Raw genomic sequence first — 22,876 nt, forward strand, 5'->3', positions numbered from 1 at the left:
GGCAAGCCAGGTCGGGCAGACGAGCCAGGTCGGGCGGTCCAGGCGAGCCGGGCAGACCAGGCGGGTCAGGCAGGCCGGGCGGGTCAGGCAGACCAGGCTGGCGTGGCGGGACGGGTGTCGTTCCTGGTGTCGGCGAAGACCCCGGAGGCGTTGCGAGCGCAGGTCGACCGGCTCCGCGAGCACTTGGCCGAGCACCCCGAACTCGATCCCCAGGACGTTGCGCACACCCTCGCTCGACGTACTCAGTTCGAGCACCGGGCCGTCCTGCGCGGCGACCAGGAGCTGATCTCCGGCAAGACGAGCAACGGCGAGCTGGCGTTCCTGTTCACCGGACAAGGCAGCCAGCGCGCGGGCATGGGCAAAAAGCTCTACAACGCCTACCCGGTGTTCGAAGAAGCCCTCGACGCAGCCCTGGAAGCACTCGACATCAAGCAGGAGTTCTTCGAAGGCGACCTCGACCAGACCAGGCTCACCCAACCCGCCCTGTTCGCACTGGAAACCGCCCTCTACCGCCTCTTCGAACACTGGGGCGTCACACCGGACCACCTCATCGGCCACAGCATCGGCGAGATCACCGCAGCACACGTCGCCGGCATCCTCAGCCTCCAAGACGCGGCCAAGCTCGTCACCGCCCGCGCCACCCTCATGGACGCACTCCCCCGCCAAGGCGCCATGATCGCCATCCAGGCCACCGAGGACGAGGTCCGGAAGGCGCTCCACCCCGGCGTCGGCATCGCGGCGGTCAACTCCCCCACCTCCGTCGTCATCTCCGGCGACGAGCAGGCCGCCGACGCCGTGGCCGCCGGGTTCGCGAAGACCAAGAAGCTGACCGTCAGCCACGCGTTCCACAGCCACCACATGGAGCCGATGCTCGACGAGTTCCGCGAAACAGCTACCCAGCTCACCTACCACGAGCCGCGGATCGACATCGTCTCCACCGTCACCACCGACCACCCCATGACCGATCCCGAGTACTGGGTCACGCAGGTGCGCGAAGCGGTGCACTTCCACCGGGCGGTCACCCGGCTGCAGAACACCACCACGTTCATCGAGCTCGGCCCCGACGGCATCCTCACCGCGCAGGCGCAGGAAGCCACCAAGGGCGTGTTCGCCACGGCCCTGCGCAAGGGACGGGACGAGGTCACGACCGTCCTGACGGCGTTGGGAGCCGCGTACGTCCACGGCCGGGTTCCCCAGCTCCCCCAGGGCAAGCACGTCGACCTGCCCAAGTACGCCTTCCAGCGCAGCCGGTTCTGGATGGAGGCGACCGCGGCCAAGAACGCCGCCGCGCTGGGGCAGACGCCGGTCGACCACCCGTTGCTGGGCAGCCTGGTGCGCACGGCCGACGGCGACACGAGTCTGCTGACCGGGCGGATTTCGCGCACATCGCACCCGTGGCTGGCCGAGCACGTCGTCATGGGCACGGTGCTGGTGCCGGGCACGGCGATGGTCGAGCTGGCGATCCACGCCGGCGACCACGCGGGGTTCGACACGGTTGAGGAGCTGCTCATCGAGGCGCCGCTCGTCCTCAACGACGAGTCCGTGCAGTTGCAGGTCGCGGTGAACGGTCAGAACGTCACGATCCACTCGCGCACCGACGGCGAGTGGGTGTTGCACGCCAGCGGGACGCTCACCAATGCGGAGGCCGGCACCGGGACGATCGAGTGGCCGCCGCGGGCGGAGCGGGTTGCGACGCACGACCTGTACGAGGTGCTGGCGGAGGCGGGGTTCGGGTACGGGCCGACGTTCCAGGGGCTCAAGCAGGCGTGGAAGGACGAGAGCAGCTACTACGTCGAGGTTGCGCTGCCGGAACAGGACAAGGGCTTCGGGATTCATCCGGCGTTGCTGGACGCGTCGGTGCACGCCTACGCGCGGGACCAGTTCGCGGGTGGCACGGTCGGGTTGCCGTTCTCGTGGAACAACGTTCGCCTGCACGCCGAAGGTGCCACGGCGCTGCGGGTTCGCCTCACGCCCAATGACGGCGGGGTGGCGCTGGAGGGGTTCGACCACGAAGGCCGGCCGGTGATCACGGTCGGGCAGCTCGCGACTCGGCCCGTCAGCGCGGAGCAGCTCAGTGCCAAGGGACCGGAGCCGTTGTTCGTGCCGGGGTGGGTGGCGGTGGAGTTGCCGCAGGACGCGCCCCACATCGCGTACGACGTGCTGGAGGTGCCGGGAGATGGTGAGCTCCACGAGGTCGCGGAGCAGGTGCTCGGCAAGCTCCAGGAGTGGTTGAAGACCGACACGGACAGCGTTCTGGTCGTCCACACGCGGAACGCCGTCGACACCGGCACGCCTGATCTCGCGGCAGCTGCGGTGTGGGGCATGGTGAGGTCGGCGCAGAGCGAGAACCCCGGTCGTGTGCTGCTGCTGGACGGCGAGCTGGACGACGCCGTGGTGAGCGGGGCGGTCGCCGCCGACGAGCCGCAGGTGGTGCACCGGGCGGGTGAGGTCAGGGCGGCGCGGTTGCAGCGGCCCAACCCGGACGCGTTGCTGCAGATCCCGGACGGGCTGTGGCAGCTCACGTCGACGGGGGTCGGCACGCTGGAGAACCTGGCGGTCGTCGAGGACGAGCGCGTCACCGAGCCGTTGCGAGCCAACCAGGTCCGGGTCGAGGTGCGGGCGACGGGCGTGAACTTCCGCGACGTGCTGATCGCGCTCGGCATGTACCCGGAGTATCCGGCGCCGCCGTTGGGCGGGGAGTTCGCGGGTGTGGTCGTCGAGGTCGGTGCCGACGTCACGGCGGTGCGGCCCGGTGATCGGGTGTTCGGGCTCGCGGACGGGACGTTCTCGCGGCAGACCGTCGCGGATCACCGTGCGGTGCACGCGATTCCGCGCGGGTGGACGTACGCGCAGGCCGCGACGACGCCGGTGGTGTTCATGACGGCGTTGCTGGGGTTGAAGAACATCGCGCACCTCGCCGCGGGCGAGAAGGTGCTGGTCCACGCGGGCACGGGCGGGGTGGGCACGGCGGCCGTCCAGATCGCGCGGCACCTAGGGGCCGAGGTGTTCGCGACGGCCAGTCCGCCGAAGTGGGACGTGTTGCGGTCGTTCGGGCTGGACGACGAGCACATCGCCAACTCGCGCACGCTGGAGTTCGAGCAGCAGCTGATGGAGCGGACCGGCGGGCGTGGTGTGGACGTCGTGCTGGACTCGCTGGCGGGTGAGTTCGTGGACGCGTCGCTGCGGTTGTTGCCGCGGGGCGGGCGGTTCCTGGAGATGGGCAAGACCGACATCCGCGACGCCGCCGAGGTCGCGGAGCGGCATCCTGGTGTCGAGTACACGGCGTACGACCTGCACGCGACGGACCTGGCGGTCATCCGCGAGCTGCTGGCGGAGCTGTTCGAGCTGTTCGAGCGGGGCGTGCTCAAGCCGGTGCCGGTGCGGTCGTGGCCGCTGGCGCAGGCGCCTGGCGTGTTCCGGTACATGGGGCAGGCCAAGCACACCGGCAAGATCGCGCTCACGGTCGACCGGCCGCTCGACCCCGAGGGCACGGTGCTGATCACCGGCGGGACGGGCACGCTCGGCGCGATCCTGTCGCGGCATCTTGTTGCCCGGCGCGGTGTTCGCCGGTTGGTGCTGACGAGCCGGCGCGGGCACGCGCCGGAGTTGGAGGCCGAGCTGCGCGCGCTCGGCGTTGAGGTGACGGTTGCGGCGTGTGACACGAGTGATCGTGTGGCGTTGCAGGAGTTGTTGGACGGCATCGAGAACCTGACCGGTGTGGTGCACGCGGCGGGTGTGCTGGACGACAGCCTGATCACGAACATGACGGCGGAGCAGCTGCACACCGTGCTGCGCAACAAGGCTGACGCGGCGTGGTTGTTGCACGAGCTGACGCGTGACCGTGATCTGGCGGCGTTCGTGTTGTATTCGTCGATGGCAGGCACGTTGGGCAATCCTGGGCAGGCGAACTACGCCGCCGCCAACGCCTACCTCGACGCGCTTGCGCACTACAGGCGTGAGCTGGGCCTGCCGGCCGTGTCGATGGCGTGGGGTTTGTGGGCGGACGCAAGCACGATGAGCGCGCACCTGACCGAGGCAGATCACGCACGCATGGCGCGGGACGGCTTCCCCGCGATCACCGCCGAGCAGGGCAACGCGATCTTCGACGGCGCGCTCGGGCTCGGGCACCCGGCGGTGCTGACCGTGCCGATCAACCTGAACGCGGTGCGCGGCAACCCGCTGCCGATGCTGCGCGGGCTGGTTCGCGCGCCGGTCCGGCGGTCCGCGTCGGCGCAGGCCGGTGACTCGAACGCGCTGGCGGCCGCGCTGGCCGGACGGGACGAGGCGGGCCAGCAGGAGTTGGTGCTGGGGCTGGTGCGGGAGCACGCCGCGTACACGCTCGGGCACGCGAGCGGTGAGTCGATCGATCCGGAGCGGCCGTTCAAGGACCTCGGGGTCGACTCGCTCACGGCCGTGGAGCTGCGGAACCGGCTCGGCACGGCGACGGGGCTGCGGTTGCCGTCGACGATCATCTTCGACCACCCGAACGTGGCGGCGCTGGCGGGTTATCTGCGGTCGAAGCTGACCGGGCAGGTGAAGACCGCGTCGGCTGCCGCGCGCGTCGCGGTGGTGGACGACGACCCGATCGCCATCGTGAGCATGGCGTGCCGGCTGCCGGGGGAGGTTCGTTCGCCGGAGGACCTGTGGGCGCTCGTGGCGGGTGAACGTGACGCGATCACGGGCTTTCCCACGAACCGCGGCTGGGACCTCGACGGGTTGTACGACCCCGCGCGGGAGCGGCCGGGCACGACGTACATCCGGGCGGGCGGGTTCCTGCACGACGTGGACCGGTTCGACAACGAGTTCTTCGGCATCTCGCCGCGTGAGGCGCTCGCGATGGACCCGCAGCAGCGCGTGCTGCTGGAGACGACGTGGGAGCTGTTCGAGAACGCCGGCATCGACCCGAAGTCGTTGCGCGGCAGCGACACGGGTGTCTACGTGGGCATGCTCGACTCGAACTACGGTGACGACGCCGGTGTCGCCGCCCAGGTCGAGGGTCATCTGATGATGGGCGTGTCGAACAGCGTGGCCGCGGGGCGCGTCTCCTACACGCTGGGCCTGGAGGGCCCGGCGATGACGATCGACACGTCGTGCTCGTCGTCGCTGGTGACGATGCACGTGGCGGCGAAGGCGCTGCGCTCGGGTGAGTGTTCGCTGGCGCTGGCCGGTGGTGTCACGGTGATCGCGAAGCCGGGGATCTTCACCGAGTTCAGCCGGCAGGGCGGGCTCGCGCGGGACGGCCGGGTGAAGTCGTTCGCCGCGGACGCCGACGGGACCAGCTTCTCCGAGGGCATCGGGCTGGTGCTGCTGGAGCGGTTGTCGGACGCGCGGCGCAACGGGCACGTGGTGCACGCGCTGCTGCGGGGGTCGGCGATCAACCAGGACGGCGCGTCGAACGGGCTGTCCGCGCCCAACGGGCTGGCGCAGGAGCGGGTGATCACTTCGGCGTTGGCGTCGGCGGGGCTGTCGTCTTCGGACGTGGAGCTGGTGGAGGCGCACGGCACGGGCACGGTGCTGGGTGATCCGATCGAGGCTTCGGCGTTGCTGGCGACCTACGGGCAGGGCCGGACCTCGCCCGTGTGGCTGGGGTCGCTGAAGTCGAACATCGGGCACACGCAGGCCGCGGCCGGGGTCGCGGGCGTGATCAAGGTCGTCATGGCGATGAAGAACGCCGTGATGCCGCGGAGTGTGAACGTGTCGGAGCTGACGCCGCACGTGGACTGGGCGGCGGGCGATGTCGCGCTGCTGACGGCGGCGCGGGAGTGGCCGGCCGAGGGGGGCCCTCGGCGTGGGGCGGTGTCGTCGTTCGGGATTTCGGGGACGAACGCGCACGTGATCATCGAGGAGGCGGACGGGCAGGAATTGTCAGACCTGTCTGAGACGATTGGGATGGGGGGTGGATCCCCCCAGGGGGCCGTCGAGTCGGGATCGATTCCGAGGGACGGGGCGGCAGGGCTGGGGCCGGCGGCGAGCGGTGCGGTGGCCGGCGAGACCGCGGCGAGCGGTGCGGCGGGCAGTGTGCCGTTCCTCGTGTCGGCGAAGACGCCGGGAGCGTTGCGCGGGCAGGTTGAGCGGCTCAAGCGGTACGTGGGCGAGCAACCGGAACTGGACCCCCGGGACGTGGCGCACACGCTGGCCCGACGCGCCCGGTTCGAACACCGGGCCGTCCTGCGCGGCGATCAGGAACTGATCTCCGGCAAGACGAGCAACGGCGAGCTGGCGTTCCTTTTCACCGGACAGGGCAGCCAGCGCGCGGGCATGGGCAAAGAGCTCTACAACGCCTACCCGGTGTTCAAAGAAGCCCTCGACGCAACCCTGGAAGCACTCGACATCAAGCAGGAGTTCTTCGACGGCGCCTCGACCAGACCAGGCTCACCCAACCCGCCCTCTTCGCCCTCGAAACCGCCCTCTACCGGCTCTTCGAACACTGGGGCGTCACACCGGACCACCTCATCGGCCACAGCATCGGCGAAATCACCGCCGCCCACGTCGCCGGCATCCTCACCCTCCACGACGCGGCCAAGCTCGTCACCGCACGCGCCACCCTCATGGACGCCCTCCCCCGCCAAGGCGCCATGTGGGCCATCGAAGCCACGGAAGACGAGCTCGACGGCGTCAACATCGCCGCCGTCAACGGCCCGCGCGCCGTCGTCATCTCCGGCGATGAGGACGTCACCGCTGCGACGGCCGAGAGGTTCCGCGCGGACGGCCGGCGGGTCAAGAAGCTGACGGTCAGCCACGCGTTCCACAGCCACCACATGGAGCCGATGCTCGACGAGTTCCGCAAAACGGCCACCCAGCTCACCTACAAGGATCCACAGATCGACATCGTCTCCACCGTCACCACCGACCACCCCATGACCGACCCCGAGTACTGGGTGGTCCAGGTGCGCGAGGCGGTCAACTTCCACCGGGCGATCACCCGGCTGGACAACACCACCACGTTCATCGAGCTCGGTCCGGACGCGGTGCTCACCGCGCAGGCCCAAGAGGCGAAGGAAGGTGTGTTCGCGGCGGCGTTGCGCAAGGGCCAGGACGAGGTCACAAGCGTGCTGACCGCGCTCGGGGCGGCGTTCGTGCACGGGCGGGACCCGAGCGTTGCCGAGGGGCGGTTGGTGGCGCTGCCGAACTACGCGTTCCAGCGGGAGTCGTACTGGCTGGAGAAGGGCACGGCGACCGTCGACGCCGCCGGGCTGGGGCTCACGCCGAGCGAGCACCCGTTGCTGGGTGGGCAGATCCAGCAGGCCGGTGGGGACGTGGTGCTGTTCACCGGGCGGTTCGCGGTGGAGCACGGGGCGGCGGCGTTGCTGGACCTCGCCCTGCACGCGGCGGGTGGTGCGCTGGCCGAGCTGACCGTGGAGATGCCGTTGCCGCCGGGTGAAGTGCGGCAGGTGCAGGTGGCGGTCAGCGGTGACGACGTGACGATCCACAGCCGTGCGGAGGACACGCCGTGGCAGCGCAATGCCGTTGGCACGGTGGGCACGCGAACGGAAGTGGTGTTCCCCGAACAACAGTACGACGTTGAGGCGACGGTCGAAGCGCACGAGTACGGCGTGCATCCGGAGCTGGTCAACGCGGTGCTGCAGCAGGGCGGGGCGGCCGTCGAGCCGGTCGCGTGGCGGAATGTGCAGCTGCACCAAGCGAAAGCGACGACGCTTCGGGCGAAACGCGATGGTGCGGCGTTGGTGGCCATCGACGCGAACGGTGAGCTGGTGCTGACGGCCGAGCAAGTCACCACGCGGACCGTCAGTGCGGCGCGGAACGCGGTGTTCGAGTTGACGTGGGTGCCGGCGAACGGCGCGGGGCTCAGCGGGTACGACGTGCTGGAGGTGCCTCGGCTCGGGGACCTGGACGACGTGCTGGCGCTGGCGTTGCACGGGGTTCAGCAGGAGCGCGAGAACGTTCTGGTGGTCCACACCCACAACGCGGTCCGCACCGACGATCCGGACCCGGCCGCGGCCGCGGTGTGGGGGCTGGTCAGGACCGCGCAGCTCGAGCAGCCGGACAGGTTCGTGCTGGTGGACGGGGACGTGGTGCCGGAGGCGTTGCCCGCTGACGAGCCGCAGCTGGTCGTGCGCGGGCACGAGTTCCTGGTGCCGAGGCTGGCTCGGGTGACGAGCACCGTTCCCGCGCCGCGGTGGCACGGCACGGTGCTCGTCACGGGAGACACGCCGGCGGACCTCGTCGATGTCGACGTCGTGCGCACCGGCAGCACGAGCCGCGACGAGATCAAGGCCTTGCTCGACGCGCACGACGTGACGGCGGTCGTGCACACGCCGCCGGCTGTCGAGAAGGAGCTGGTCGCGAGGCTTCAGGTTGAGCAACTGACGCGGGCGGTGCGGGGTGCGGCGGATGTTGCGTGGCACCTGCACCGGATGACCGAGCACCGGGAGCTGACGGCGTTCGTGCTCGGGTCGTCGGTCAACGGGGTCATCCCCGCGACCGGGCGCGGTGCCGAGGCCGCGGCCGCCGCCTACCTCGACGCGATGGCGCAGCACCGGCACGCGAAGGGCTGCGGGGCCGTTCGCGTGGAGGGCCGGACCGCGACTCTTCGACGCCGCGCAGACCGGCAAGCGGCGGTGTCGAGCGCTCGACCCGGCGGCGATCCGGGCGGCGGGCGAGGTGCCGGTCGTGCTGCGCGGGCTCGTGCGGCCGCAGGTGCAACGGGAGCAGAGCGTTGCCGAACGGCTGGCGGGACTGGACGAGGCGGCGCAGGTCGCGGTCGTGCTGGACGTGCTGCGGGAGCACATCGCGGCGGTGCTCGGGCACGCGGACCCGCGGGCGATCGATCCGGAGCACCCGTTCCAGGAGCTCGGGTTCGAGTCGATGACGGCGGTCGAGCTGCGCAACCGGTTGACGACGGCGTTCGGGATGAAGCTGCCGACGACGCTCGTGTTCGACCACCCGACGCCGGCGGCGCTGGCGAAGCTGTTGCGCGAGCGGCTGAACCCGGAGACGCAGGCGCACGAGGTGGTGCAGTCCGATCTGGACCAGCTGGAGCTGAGCCTGGTCGCGGCGGCGGCGTCGCCACACCGCGGTGCCATCACGAACCGGCTGCGGGCGATCCTCGCGAAGTGGAGCGAGGAGGAGTCCGAAGAGGACACGTCCTTCGCGGAGGCGTCGGCCGAGGACATCTTCGACTTCATCGACAACCAGCTCGGCCGCGCGACCAACTGACGGCCCACGGAAGGAACTTGATCACAGTGTCCGATGAGAAGAAGGCCGTCGAGTACCTGAAGTGGGTGACCGCTGACCTGAAGAAGACCAGGCAGCGCGTCGACGAGCTGGAGTCGGCCAGGCACGAGCCCGTCGCGGTCGTCGGGATGGCGGCGCGGTTCCCCGGCGGTGTCACGAGCGCGGACGAGCTGTGGGACCTGGTGCTGGCCGGGCGGGACGCGATCAGCCAGTTCCCGTCCGACCGCGGCTGGGACACGGCCGAACCGATCCGCGGCGGTTTCCTCGACGCGTCGCCGACTTCGACGCGGCGTTCTTCGGCATCTCGCCGCGCGAGGCGCGGCGATGGACCCGCAGCAACGCCTGCTGCTGGAGACGCTGGGAGGCGGTCGAGCGCCGGGATCGACCCGGCGTCGTTGCGGGCACGCAACGGCGGTGTGTTCGCGGGCGTGATGTACAACGACTACGGCGCGCGGCTCGGCGGCGGTGAGTTCGAGGGCTTCCAGGGCTCCGGCACCTCTCCGTCCATCGTGTCCGGACGTGTCTCCTACACGCTGGGCCTTGAGGGTCCGGCGGTCACGATCGACACCGCGTGCTCGTCCTCTCTCGTTGCCGCTCATACGGCTGTGCAGTCGTTGCGCAACAACGAGTGTTCGCTGGCGTTGGCCGGTGGTGTGACGGTCATGTCGACGCCGAGACGTTCGTGGAGTTCTCGCGGCAGCGGGCTGTCGCGGACGGGCGGTGCAAGGCGTTCTCCGACTCGGCCGACGGCGTGGGCTGGTCCGAGGGCGCCGGTGTCGTGGTGCTGGAACGCATGTCGGACGCCGTGCGCAACGGGCACGAGGTGCTCGCCGTGCTGCGCGGCTCGGCGGTGAACCAGGACGGTGCTTCGAACGGGTTGACGGCGCCGAACGGGCCCGCGCAGGAACGGGTGATCGCCGCGGCGCTGGCGAACGCCGGCCTGGCGACGTCCGATGTGGACGTGGTCGAGGCGCACGGCACCGGCACGGTTCTCGGTGACCCGGTCGAGGCGCAGGCGCTGCTCGCGACCTACGGGCAGGTCGTCCGGCCGCTGCTGCTGGGGTCGCTGAAGTCGAACATCGGGCACACGCAGGCCGCGGCGGGGATCGCCGGGGTGATCAAGGTGGTGCAGGCGCTGCGCACGGCGCTGCCGGACCTGCACGTCGACGAGCCGTCGCGCACGTCGACTGGACGGCCGGGCGTCTCGGTGCTCACGCGCACCCGTGGCCGGACTGGGCGCCGCGCGGCGGCGGTGTCGTCGTTCGGCATCTCGGGCACGAACGCGCACTGATCTGGAGGCGGGCCGGCGAGCGGCCGGAATTGTCAGACCTGCCTGAGATGATTGGATGGGGGGCGGATCCCCCCAGGGGGCCGCGAATCGGTATCGATTCCGAGGGGCGGGGCCTCGGGACCGGCGGGCGTGGCCGGGAAGTGCGGGCGTGGGCCTGCAGCGGGCGGGCCGGGAAGTGAGTGCGGGCGTGGGCCTGCAGGCGGGCGCAAGCGGGCAGGCGGGTGCGGATGCGAACGTGGTCGCCGTGCCGGTCAGCGCCAAGTCCCGGCAGGCCCTCGAAGCCCAAACGGCGCGAGTCCTCGACCACCTGCGCCAGAACCCGGACAAGAGCCCGGCGGACATCGGCTACTCCCTGGCCACCACCCGCACCCAGTTCCCCCACCGCGCCATGCTCGTCAACGGCACCATCGCCGCCCAGGGCACCACCAACACCGGCAGCCTGGCCTTCCTGTTCACCGGCCAGGGCTCCCAACGCCCCGGCATGGGCCACGAGCTCTACCGCACCTACCCGGCGTTCCACCAAGCACTCGACGAGGCCATCGACGCGATCGACGCCCACCTCGGCGAGCCCAGCCTGCGCACGGTGTTCTTCGACGAACCCACCCTGCTCGACCAGACCCTGTACACGCAGACCGCCTTGTTCGCGCTCGAAACCGCCCTCTACCGCCTCTTCGAACACTGGGGCATCACCCCCGACCACCTCGCCGGCCACAGCATCGGCGAGCTCGCCGCGGCCCACGTCGCCGGCGTCCTCGACCTCGACGACGCCGCGAGGCTGGTCGCCGCCCGCGCCACCCTCATGGACGCGCTTCCCAGCGGGGGCGCCATGATCGCCGTGGAAGCCGACGAGGACGAGGTCACCGCGCTCCTCCCGGCGAACGGCACGGTGAGCATCGCCGCGTTCAACGGGCCCCGGGCCATCGTCATCTCCGGCGACCACGACGAAACCACGGTCCTCGCGGAAAAACTCCCGGGCCGCACCAAGAAGCTCACGGTCAGCCACGCGTTCCACAGCCACCACATGGACCCGATGCTGGCCGAGTTCGCCGCGACGGCGAAGAAGCTCACCTACCACCCGCCGGCCATCCCGATCGTGTCGACGCTGACCGGCAAGCAGGACGCCGCCATCAGCACCCCCGAGTACTGGGTCGACCAGGTCAGGCAGGCGGTCAAGTTCCACCAGGCCGTCACCCACCTCGACGAGCTCGGCGCCACCACGTTCATCGAGCTCGGCCCCGACGCGATCCTGACCGCGCAGGCGAAACCGTCCGTCAAGGCGGAGTTCGCGCCGGCCATGCGCCGCAAGCAGAGCGAACAGGCGACCGTGCTCGCCGCCCTCGGCACCGCCTACGTCAACGGCCACGAGCCGGACTGGAACACCTTCTACCCCGGCGCACGAACGACCGACGTGCCGACGTACGCGTTCCAGCGCAAGAGGTTCTGGGTCGACCCGAGCACCGGCCTGGGAGACGTGGCGAGCGCGGGGCTGCACCGGGCCGAGCACCCGTTGCTGGGCGCGACGGTCCACGCGGACAACGACTCGGTGCTGTTCACGGCCCGGCTGACGAGCCTGCCGTGGCCGACCGGGCGCGCGGTCTTGCCGAGCAGTGCGCTGGTGGAGCTGGCGATCCACGCCGGGGACCAGGTCGACTGCAACCGGCTGCAAGAACTGCACGTGCACACCGAGGTCGCGCTGCCGGCGCAGTTGCAGGTGCTGGTCGACGCCGCCGAGGAGGACGGCAGCCGGACGATCACCGTTCGCAGCAGGCCCGATGAGGACGGGACGTGGACCTCGCACGCCACCGGGGTGCTGACGAACACGGCACTGGCCGCTCCCCCGCAGGCCACGACCGAGTGGCCCCCGGCGAACGCGGTCGCGGACGGCACCGAGGACGTGTGGCGCGACGGAGACGTCCGGTACGCGACGGTCAGGTTGCCGGAGTCGGTCACCGGCAACGGCTTCGCCCTGCACCCCGTCTTGCTGGAGGCGCTGCTCAGGCCGCACGTGGCAGGCCAGCCGGTCGAGTGGTCGGGGGTGCAGCTGCACGCCACCGACGCGACGGTGCTGCGCGTGCGGTTGACCCCGGCCGAAGAACGTGGCGTGGCCGTCCACGCGACGGACGCGGCCGGGCAGCCGGTGCTGACGATCGACTCGGTGCGCAGCAGGCCGCATGACGTCCGCGTACCCGATGCCGAGGTGCGGCAGGCGTTGCTCGCGGTGGAGTGGACGCCGGTCACCCTGCCCGCGCCGGCCGAGGGCCGGTGGGCGATCATCGAGGACGAGATCCCGTACGACGCGGACACGGTGCTGTTCGAGCCGGTGCGCGACGGCGACCTGGTGGCGAAGACGCACGACGCGGCCGAACGCACGCTGGATGTGCTGCAACGGTTCGCGAACATCGACGACGAGGTGCGGCTCGTCGTGCTCACCCGCAACGCCGTGCACAGCGGGACCATCGACCCTGCGGCGGCCGCGGTGTGGGGGCTGGTCCGGTCCGCGCAGAACGAGTACCCCGGCCGGATCCTGCTGGTGGACACCGACCTGCCGGCCCAGGAGGCCATGCGGGCCGTGCTGTCGGCGGCCGCGGCGGGCAACGAGCCGCAGATCGCGGTCCGCGACGGGCGCGCGTTCGTGCCCCGGCTCACCAGGAGCACACCGGAAACGGAGGAACTCCGCCTGCGGACCGACGGCACGGTGCTGATCACCGGTGGCACGGGTGCGCTCGGCAAGGTCGTCGCGCGGCACCTCGTGCGCCACCACGGCATCCGGCACCTCACGCTGGTCAGCCGCAGCGGCCACGCGCCGGAGCTCGTCGAGGAGCTCACCCAAGCCACGGTCGACGTCCGGGCCTGCGACACGACGGACCGGACCGCCGTCGAAGCCCTGATCAGCAGCCTGGACCGGCCGTTGCGGGCCGTCGTGCACACCGCCGGCGTCACCGAGGACGGCATGATCGCCACGATGACCGCCGAGCAGCTGCACGGCGTGCTGCGGCCCAAGGTCGACGCGGCGTGGTTCCTGCACGAGCTCACCCAGCAGCTGGACCTCGACGCGTTCGTGCTGTTCTCGTCGATGGCGGCCACGGTCGGCGGGCCCGGCCAGGGCAACTACGCGGCGGCCAACGCGTTCCTCGACGGCCTCGCTCAACTGCGTGCCGCCCGAGGACTTCCGGCGGTCTCCGTCGAGTGGGGGCTGTGGGAGGAGGCCAGCGCGGTGTCGGCGCACCTCACGCCGGTGATCCTCGCCAGGATGGCCCGCGAGGGCATGCGGCAGATCCCGACCCCGCTCGGCACCGCCATTCTCGACGCCGCGCTGGCGAGCGACCGGCCGGTGGTGCTCGGCCAGCCGTTCGACGTCGGCAACGCCCGCCGGCACGCCGCTCAGAACGCCGTACCCGCCCTGATGCGCAAGCTCCTGCGCACGCAGAACCGGCGCACCGCCGCCGCGCACGAGTCGAGCGGCCGCGCGCTGCTCGACCAGCTCACCGGCCTCGACGCGGAACACCGGCGGCAGAAGGTGCTGGAGCTGGTGCTGGACACGGCCGCCGCGGTGCTCGGACACGACACACCGGGCTCGGTCACGCCCGGTCAGGAGTTCGGCGACCTCGGGTTCGACTCGCTCACCGCCGTCGACCTGCGCGGTCACCTGCTCGCCGAGACGGGTGTGGAGCTGCCGGTGTCGTTGATCTACGAGCACCCGACGCCGGACGCGCTCGCCGACCGGCTGCTCGGCGATCTCGTCGGCGCCCACAACCAGGCGTCCACTGTGGACTGGCAGGCCGAGGTCGCGCTCGCGGAGGACATCCAGGCCACCGACGTGCACATCAACCGCGACCCCGGCCACGTGCTGCTGACCGGTGCGACCGGGTTCATGGGCTCGTTCGTGCTGCGCGAGCTGCTGACCACCACGAACGCGACCGTGCACTGCCTGGTGCGGGCGAAGACCGAGGACCAGGCGTACGAGAAGATCCGGAGCGCGGCCGAGTACTACCGCACGGGCATCGAGCTCGACCGGGTCCGCGTGGTGCTCGGCGACCTCGCCGAACCCGGCCTCGGCCTGCACCCTGACACCGCCGACCGGCTCGCGCACGAGATCGAGGCGATCTTCCACATCGGTGCGCACGTCAACTGGCTCTACCCCTACCAGCAGCTCAAGGCGTCGAACGTCGGTGCCACCGAGGAGCTGCTGCGGATCGCCGCCAGGCACCGCACGGTCCCGTTGCACTACATCTCCTCGACCGGTGTCTACGCGAACGTCGCCGAGGAGGGTGTGCGGCTGGCCGAGGACGCGCCGATCGGGCCGCCCGAGCACCTCACCAACGGCTACCGGCACACGAAGTGGGTGTGCGAGAACGTGATCGGTCTCGCCCGTGAGCGCGGCCTGCCGGTCACGGTGTACCGGGTCGACGTGGTGACCGGCGACCAGACCACCGGGGCGTGCCAGACGCAGGACTTCATCTGGCTCAGCATCCGCGGCATGGTCGAGGCGCAGGCCTGGCCGGACACGCTCGACAGCTTCTTCCACCCGACACCGGCCGACTACGTGGCGCACGCGATCGTGCGGCTCGGGCTGGCGGTCGAGGGCACCGGCGAGACCTACAACCTGTCGAACCCGGCGCGGCTCACGTTCGCCGAGGTCCTCGACGCGCTGCGGGCGCGCGGGCACCGGATCGACGCGTTGCCGGTGAAGACGTGGACGCGCAAGGTGAAGGCGGACCGGCACAACGCGGTGCTGCCGCTGCTGGACCAGTTCCTCGGCCTCGCGCAGTGGCGGGGCGGCGTGTACCCGTCGATCGACACCGCCAAGGCCGACGCGGCGCTGGGCACGACCTGCCCGCCGGCCCAGGGGAAGCTGCTGGAGACCTACCTCGACTTCTTCACCGACGTCGAGTACCTCCCGGCCCCGTGACGCGCAAGAGGCCTCCCGGGGCGGCAACCCCGGGAGGCCTCCACGGCCGGTCCACCTCAGCCGGACAGGACCTCGGCCCGGTGGAACTGGGTGATCTTCTCGAGCAGCAACGCCGACGCGCACAACGTCTCGTCCGTGCGGACCCCGGCGAGCAGGTCGATCACGTGGCCGCGCACCCGAGCCGCTGTGTCCCCGGAGCCCAGCACGCGCCGCACGACCCAGCGGACCTTGGCCGCCACGACCTCGGTGCGGTCGCCGGGTTCGATGCCGGCGTGCTCGCGCACCAGGCGTTCCGGTTCGTCGTGCGCGGGCCGGATGTGTTCCACCACACCGATCCGCTGCCGCGGGACGGCGGGCTGGGCCAGCTCGTGGTTCAGGATCGCGTGCTCCAGCCCGCGCAGCTCGGGGCTGGGCTCCAGGCCGAGCCGCTCGATCAGGTCGGCCCGCGTGCGCCGGTACAGGCCGAGCGCGTCGGCCTGCCGCCCCGAGTGGTAGAGCGCCTGCATGAGCTGCCCGCACAGCCGTTCCCGCAACGGTTCGCACGCCACCGCGGTCTCCAGCTCGCCGATCACCTCGCGGTAGCGGCCCAGCCGGAACTCGGCCTCCACGCGGCACTCCAGCGCGGTCAGCCTGGCGTTGTCGAGCGCGGCCATCTCCGGCCAGCACAGGTCCTGCTCGGCGAGGTCGGCGAGCGTGCGGCCGCGCCACAACGCGAGCGCCGCGGCGAACGTGCGCGAGGCGGCCGCCCAGTCGGCGGTGCCGAGCTCGTGCTCGCCCCGGGCGAGCAGGGTCCGGAAGCACGCGAGGTCGAGCTGCTCCGGCGTGATCCGCAGCCGGTAGCCGCCGGACTCCTTGGCCAGCGGCAGACCGTTGCGCCGCAAGGCGTGCACGGCGTTGTAGACCATCTGCCTGCCGGTCGGCGGTGCCTCGAACGGCCACAGCGCGCGCTCCAGCCTGGCGACCGTCACCGGCGAGTCGTGGTGCAGCAGGAAGAACGCGAGCGCGGCCCGTTGCCGCAGCCCGCGCACGCCTGCCGCGCTCTGCTCCTCGGACACGTCCAAGGGCCCCAGCACCCGGAACATCGTCGTCGGCCCCTCTCCGCGAAGGAATCTGCGCACCTCTGCACCCTGACCGTAGGGGTGGGGTTTTCCACGGCGGTATCGCGCGCTTTTCGCAGGACGTGGCGCCAGTGCGGAAATCTGGTGAAAGCGGGGCGAAAGGGGCACCGGCATGCTGGAGCCAAGGGGTTCCCTCATTGGCGGAGGTGTTCGGTGACCGTCGTCGAACGCGACGATCAACTCGCTGAGCTGGACGAATGGCTCGCCTCGGACGCCACCAGGGTGGTCGTGCTGGAAGGGCCGCTGGGCAGCGGGAAGACGTCGCTGATGCGTGTTTTCGCGCGGCGGGCGACGGCGGCGGGCCAGCACCGGCTCTTCGCGACCTGTGCGAGTGCGGAACAGGCCGTTCCGTTCGGCGTGGTGTCGCAGCTGCTGCACGACCACACGTTGCCGCGCCGGATCCGGGACTGCGCGGCGGCGGTGCTGGGATCGGGTGACCAGCGCGCGGCGGCGGTGCTGGCCGGTGTGGTCGAGGAGTTCGCGACCGCCGCGCCGCTGCTGTTCTGCGTCGACGACCAGCGGTACGCGGACCCGGAGTCGTTGCGGTGGTTGACGAGGGTGGTCGACCGGGCGCCCGTGCGGCTGATCACGACGGAGCGGACCGACGACCGGCCGTTGTCCGGGTTCGCGTTGCAGTCGCAGGTGCGGCGGATGACCGTGCCGTTGCTGACGGCGAGGGGTGTCGCCGCGCTGTCCGACGAGCGCAGGGCGCTGGAGCTGCTGGCGGCGACCGGCGGCAACCCGATGCTGCTGCAGGCGTTGCTGCAGGGCGAGGACGTGTTCGGGCGCGCCGTGGTGGCGTCCCTGCGCAGCAGCGGGGAGACGGCGGTGCTGGTCGCGGGCGCGGCGGCGGTGTTCGACTCGACGGACACGCCCGAGGTGCTGGGCTCGATCGCGGGTGTCGCGGCTGGTTCCGTGCTGATGTCGCTGGAACGCATGGGTTTGCTCGTGGACGGCCGGTTCCGGCATCCGGCGGCGAGGTCGGCCGTTCTCGCGCATCTGTCCGTTGGGGAACGTGACGTGCTGCACGGGCGGACGGCGGCGTTGCTGCACGAGCGCGGCGCGGCGGCCGGTGAGGTCGCGGCGCACCTCGCCCACGTGCTCGACCCGCCGGCGTGGGCGGGTGAGGTGTACTCGGCGGCGTCGCGGGAAGCGCTGGCGGACAACCAGGTCGTGCGCGCGGTGGAGTTCCTGAAGCCGGCGCTGGAGCTGCCGGGGCGATCGGCGCTGGTGCTGGACGCGTGGCAGCTCAACCCGCTGGTGGCCGCGCCGCACCTGGCGTCGGTGGAACCGGAGGACCTGGCGTCGTCGGTGCGCGTGATCGGGCACCTGCTGTGGTTCGGGCGGGTGGACGAGGCACGGGTGGCCGTCGCGGCGCTGCCGGACTCCGTGCGCGGGGCGGTGCAGCTGTGGCTGGCCGCGGCATACCCCGGATCGGTGGTGCCGGACAACCGCGACTTCTTCGCCCCGGAACCGCTGGCGTCGATGGCGGCGCTGTCGGGTGCGCTGCTCGCCGGTGCGGTCGCGGAGGTGCCGATGCTCGCGGAACGGGTGCTGACGGCGGTCGGCACCGACGTGACGTGGGGTGTCGAGCCGGTGTTGCTGGCGTTGCAGGGGCTGGTGTTCGCCGACCGGCTGGACGAGGCGACGGCGTGGTGCACCCGGCTGGTGGCGCACACGCGGCTGCCGGTGTGGCACGCGGTGCTGAAGGCGGTGGTCGCCGAGATCGCGTGCCGGCGCGGTGACTTCGCCGCGGCGGTCCGGCACGCGGAGGCGGCGCTCGGGGCGTTGCCGCTGCGGGCGTGGGGCGTGGTGGCCGGTTGCCGGTGGGGCGTTGGTGCTGGCGCTGACCAGGACCGGCGACTCACGCGGGGCGTCGCGTCAGCTGGCGGCGGTGGTGCCGTCGGGATCCCTGTTCTGGGTGAGCTACCTGTTCGCGCGCGGGCAGTGCCGGTTGGCGTCCGACCAGGCCCAGGCGGCGCTCGCCGACTTCACGCGGTGCGGCGAGCTGATGCGGTCGTGGTCGCTCGACCTGCCGGCGTGGTCGGGTGGCGGCGGGGCGGAGGCGTGGGCGCGGCTGGGTGACGCGGAACAGGTGTCGGCACGCGCGGGAGCAGCTGGACCGGCCGGACGTCGTGGAGTCCCGCGGGCGGGGTGCGGCACTGCGGTTGCTGGCGGTGGTGGCGCCGGCGGAACGCGGGCGCGGTTGCTGGCGGAGGCGGTGGGCGTGCTGGAACGGCGGGAGGACCGGTACGAGCTGGCGCGGGCGTTGACGGACCAGGCGGCGGCGCAGGCGGCGGCGCACCGCAAGAAGCTCGCGAAGGTGACGGCGCAGCGGGCGCTGGACCTGGCGCGGGCGTGCGGGGCGAAGGCGGTGTGCCTGGAGGCGGCGCGGGTGATCGACGCGGTGGAGCCGCGGCGGTGCTCGGAGGACGCGATGCTGTCGCTGACGAAGGCGGAGCAGCGGGTGGCGTCGCTGGCGGCGTCGGGGTACAAGAACCGGGAGATCGCGGAGCGGTTGTTCGTGACGGTGAGCACGGTGGAGCAGCACCTGACGCGGGTGTTCCGGAAGCTGAACGTGAGGCAGCGCAACGAGCTGCCGATCTCGCTGATGAGGACGGCCTGACGGGCGCGCTCACGCAGGGGTACCCCGTGATGGTGGATCCCCCGCGTCCCACCGTACTCGCGGGCACCGACAAGACCGGTGAGCGAGGCAAGCCGTCTGATGGGCACGCTCGCGCAGGGGTACCCCCTGAAGTTGCGTCCCCCGCAGCCGAACGTACTCGTTGGCACCGACAAGATCAGCGACTCGACAGGGCGTGCGACGAGTCGGCCGGCGTGCAGGAGTCCTCGTGCGGCTCAGGAGAACAGCGTGACCGGCTCGTTCGGCCGCAGCGCCTGGAACACGTCGTCCGCCAGCGAGCCCGCCACCTCCGCGCACATCGCCCTCGCCAGCGGCCCCTGGTCCTTGCCCTCCAGCGCCGCCAGCAGCAGCACGTCCTGCACCTCCCGCAGCCGCTGCCCGCACGCCCGGTGCGCGGTTCTGGCGGCCTCGGCGTTGGCCAGCGCCTCGGTCACGTCGCCGACGGCCAGGTGGATGCGGGCCAGCACGTGGTGGGCCGCACCGACCCGCAGCTTCCAGCCGTGCCGCGCCATCAGGGCCAGGCTGGACGTCGCGAGGTCGGTTGCCCGGTCGAACGCGCCGGTGGCGGCCAGGACGCGGGCACCGACCACCGAGGCGATCGTCTCGCGCCAGGCGTTGCCGGACTGGCGGGACACGCGCAGGGCGTCCTCGGTCAGGGCCAGGGCGAGGTCGTGGTCGCCGGTGCACAGGGAGGCGGCGGCCATGCCGATGCCGGCGGCGCAGCGCATGTCGGCGTTGTCGAGCTCGCGGGCCAGGTCCATGGCCGCGTGGTGGATCTGCCAGGCGTGGTCGTAGCGGCCGACGGTCAGGTCGATCTCGCCGATGCGGACCAGCTCGCGCATCGTGCCGATCTTGTCGCCGCACTCGGCGTGCAGGTCGACGGCCAGCTCCAGCTCGCGCAGGGCGTCGTCGAGGCGGCCCACCTCCAGCAGCGTGCGGCCCCACATGCCGCGCAGGTGGCCCAGCTCGTACGGGTAGTGGCCGCGGCGCAGGGTGCTCACCGCCTCCTCGCACTCGGTCAGCGCCACGCCGAGCTGGCCGCGCATGACCCGCGCGTAGATCAGATGCACGCGTGAGCTGATCTCCAGCGGCACGTCGGCGTAGGAGCGGGCGGCGTCGAAGGCGGCGGTGAAGTGCGACTCGGCCGAGCGCACGTCGGCGGTGTGCAGGAGGGCGACGCCGACCGCCTCGCGCAGGTAGGCGACGCGCAGGGGGTCGCCGGACTCGTCGGCGTACTTCAGCGCCAGGTCGTAGTGGTGGGTGAGCTCGTTGAGCTCGCCGCGCACCGCGAACGCCTGGCCGAGCGAGCGGTGCACGGCGGACTTGAGGCGCACGTCGTCCATGCGTTCGGCCGAGGCGAGGCCGAGCCAGCCGGTGGTGATCCACTCCGGGGTGGCGCGGTCGAACCAGAAGTAGGCGCGCAGGGCGTCGACGAGGTGCGCGCACAACGCGTCCTGGCCGTGCTCGTGCGCCCAGCTCACGGCGGCGACGAGGTTCGGGTGCTCACGGCGCAGCCAGTTCACGGCCGAGACGGTGTCGGAGAAGACGAACGGGGTCTCCGGTGCAGACGGGCGTTGCTCGCGTTGGATCGTGGGGGCCATCGCGGTCACGGCCGCGTCGACGCCGTTGAGGTAGCAGTGCAGCAGGCGGCACACAGCGTCGGTCATGTCGTCGTCGATGAGAATACGGCTGCGCGCGTAGAGCTTTATGAGGTCGTGCAGGCGATACCGGCCGGGAAGGTGCTGTTCGATCAAGTGTGTGTGCTCGAGCTCTTGCAGCGCCGAACGGGTAGCGGTGGTCGTTGTGCCCAATAATGCCGAGGCGGTTTCCAAGCTGAAGTCGACGCACGGCGTGACGGCCATATATCGCACCAAAGTCTTCGCATCAGCCGACACCTGTACGTACGAGAGGTCGAACGCAGCGCGCACACCGACCGTGAACTTCCAGTCCTCCGGCTCGGGTTCACCGGCCGGCCCCAGCGTGCGGACGAAGTCGGCGGTCCGGCGATCCGGCTGCTCCACCAGGCTCGCCGCCGCCACCCGCAACGACAACGGCACGTGCCCGCACCGGGCCGCGAGCTCACGAACGGCCTGCGGATCGGCGGCCGTGCGCGCACGGCCGAGCATCTGTTCCAACAGCTGGAACGACTCGTCTTCGGGCAACGGGCCCAACGGCACCTGGTACGCGTCGTGCAACGCCGTCAGCGACACCAGCCGGCTCTGCGAGGTGATCAGCACGAAGCATCCGGACGAGCCCGGCAGCAACGCCTCGATCTGTGCCGGGTCCGCCACGTCGTCGAGCACCAGCAGCACTTTCTGCCTGTCGAGCATCGACCGGTACAGCAGCAGCTGCGCGTCGAAGTCGACCGGCACCGCTTCCGCCGATAGCCCTAACGCGCGCAAGAACACCGTCAACGCGTCGGATGCCTTCATCCCGTTGGCACCACGCAGGTTCAGGTAGAGCTGGCCATCCGGAAAACGCTCACGCACCGAATGCGCCCAATGCACTGCCAACGCCGTCTTGCCCATGCCCCGCGGCCCGCTCACGACCGCGATCCCGGCGCCCTGCCGCACCGCCGTGCACAACGACGCCAGCTCGGCGCCACGCCCGGTGAAGCTCGGCAACGACCGCGGCAGCCCGGCCGGCACCACCGCGGGCCCGGCCTGCGCCGCCAGCGGTGACTCCAGCGGCGACTCCAGTGCCGCGTCCTGCCGCAGCAACGAGCCGTACAGCTCCTGCAGCTGCGCGGACGGTTCGACGCCGAGCTCGTCGCGCAACCGCAACCGCAGCTGCTGGTAGATGTCGAGCGCCTCGGCCTGCACCCCGCACCGGTAGAGCGCGACCATCAGGTGCCCCGCCAGTCGTTCGCGGAACGGGTGCGCGGCCGTGAGCGTGCGCAGCTCCCCCACCAGGTCGGCGTGCTTGCCCAGCAGCAGCTCCAGCTCGGCGCACTCCTCCAGTGCCGTCAGCCGCTGCTCCTCGAACCGGGCGGCGGCCACCCGCAGCGACTCGCTGTCGATGCCCGCGAGCGCCGGACCGCGCCAGATCGACAGGCCGGCGCGGTACTGCTCGGCCGCGAGGACCGGCTCACCGTCCTGGCGCAGCTGCCTGGCCTGCGCGACGGCGGCGGCGAAGCGCTGCACGTCGGTGTGCACGCGCAGCTCGTTGAGGCTGTACCCGGTCTCGTCGGTCATCACCACGTTCTCGCCGAACAGCTCGCGCAACGCCGAGACGTGCTTGTAGAGCTGCTGCCGGTAGGTCGCGGGCGGGCGGTCGGCCCACAGCGCCTCCGCCAGCTCGTCGACCGAGACCGTTTTGCCGAGGTCGACCACCAGCGAGGCCAGCAGCACCTTCTGGCTGGCCGGCATGCGCACCCGCCCGGCACGGACGAGCGTCTCGAACGGACCGAGGACCCTGAACTCGACCAGCATCGAGCTCGTCCCGTCAGCTGTTCTGGTTCACGAACGCGATGCGACCTGCCTCGACCACGACCGGCACGACATACCCCCTGAGTTCGGCACGGCGAATTCCATTGCGAAGTCAATCCCGCCAACGGACGCACTGGCTGTTCACCTGGGTGACGGCCACACCCACTCCCCAGCGTGGGTTGCTGATCCACCTCCGACACCATAGCCAGAAGTCTTGCCCACCGGGACAGCCGTCACCGAAGTCACTTCGGAGCCGGGAATTGTTTCACCGCGGAGTTCACCCGAACGCAC

The 22,876-nt window shown here is 71.3% G+C and carries 6 protein-coding genes and 3 pseudogenes; 7 read left to right on the top strand and 2 right to left on the bottom strand.

Annotated elements, in window-relative coordinates:
* Positions 1-102: 102 nt before the first annotated feature.
* From BBK82_RS55405 to BBK82_RS44735, 5 genes and pseudogenes are all read left to right on the top strand, one after another.
* Positions 103-6,327, top strand: a pseudogene (locus BBK82_RS55405) (SDR family NAD(P)-dependent oxidoreductase); the annotation flags it as partial.
* An 86-nt stretch (positions 6,328-6,413) separates the two neighbouring features.
* A pseudogene (locus BBK82_RS55410) lies at positions 6,414-8,471 on the top strand (acyltransferase domain-containing protein); the annotation flags it as partial.
* Positions 8,472-8,757: 286 nt separating this feature from the next.
* Positions 8,758-9,177: an acyl carrier protein gene (locus tag BBK82_RS57135; RefSeq protein WP_418287552.1), complete on the top strand. Its 420-nt coding sequence runs from the start codon at positions 8,758-8,760 to the stop codon at positions 9,175-9,177.
* Between the two features lie 65 nt (positions 9,178-9,242).
* A pseudogene (locus BBK82_RS51295) lies at positions 9,243-10,483 on the top strand (beta-ketoacyl synthase N-terminal-like domain-containing protein); the annotation flags it as partial.
* Between the two features lie 151 nt (positions 10,484-10,634).
* A complete protein-coding gene (locus BBK82_RS44735) occupies positions 10,635-15,395 on the top strand; it encodes a thioester reductase domain-containing protein (protein ID WP_083268626.1) in 4,761 nt (1,586 codons plus the stop codon).
* 56 nt (positions 15,396-15,451) lie between these two features.
* Here the strand turns inward: BBK82_RS44735 and BBK82_RS44740 are convergent, their stop codons facing one another.
* On the bottom strand, positions 15,452-16,513 hold the full coding sequence (locus tag BBK82_RS44740) for an AfsR/SARP family transcriptional regulator (RefSeq protein ID WP_218920539.1): 1,062 nt from the start codon (positions 16,511-16,513) through the stop codon (positions 15,452-15,454).
* A 153-nt stretch (positions 16,514-16,666) separates the two neighbouring features.
* Here BBK82_RS44740 and BBK82_RS44745 point away from each other — a divergent pair, with 153 nt between their 5' ends.
* Together BBK82_RS44745 and BBK82_RS56055 are read left to right on the top strand one after the other, a co-directional pair.
* Positions 16,667-18,598 carry an ATP-binding protein gene (locus tag BBK82_RS44745; protein WP_065920327.1) on the top strand — a complete coding sequence of 644 codons (1,932 nt, stop codon included), beginning with the start codon at positions 16,667-16,669 and terminating at the stop codon, positions 18,596-18,598.
* Entirely contained in the window at positions 18,525-19,139 is a 615-nt protein-coding gene (locus BBK82_RS56055; RefSeq protein WP_154697880.1) for a helix-turn-helix transcriptional regulator, read from the top strand. Before BBK82_RS44745 ends, BBK82_RS56055 begins: the two co-directional genes overlap by 74 nt.
* Before the next feature lie 233 nt (positions 19,140-19,372).
* Here the strand turns inward: BBK82_RS56055 and BBK82_RS44750 are convergent, their stop codons facing one another.
* Positions 19,373-22,588, bottom strand: a complete 3,216-nt coding sequence (locus tag BBK82_RS44750; protein ID WP_065920328.1) for an AfsR/SARP family transcriptional regulator — start codon at positions 22,586-22,588, stop codon at positions 19,373-19,375.
* Positions 22,589-22,876 lie beyond the last annotated feature (288 nt).

This window comes from Lentzea guizhouensis (assembly GCF_001701025.1).
In the GTDB taxonomy this organism is placed as follows: domain Bacteria; phylum Actinomycetota; class Actinomycetes; order Mycobacteriales; family Pseudonocardiaceae; genus Lentzea; species Lentzea guizhouensis.

Coding starts and splice junctions, on each gene's coding strand:
- BBK82_RS56055 (WP_154697880.1), top strand. CDS start 18,525: ATGCGGTCGTGGTCGCTCGACCTGCCGGCGTGGTCGGGTGGCGGCGGG.
- BBK82_RS44750 (WP_065920328.1), bottom strand. CDS start 22,588: ATGCTGGTCGAGTTCAGGGTCCTCGGTCCGTTCGAGACGCTCGTCCGT.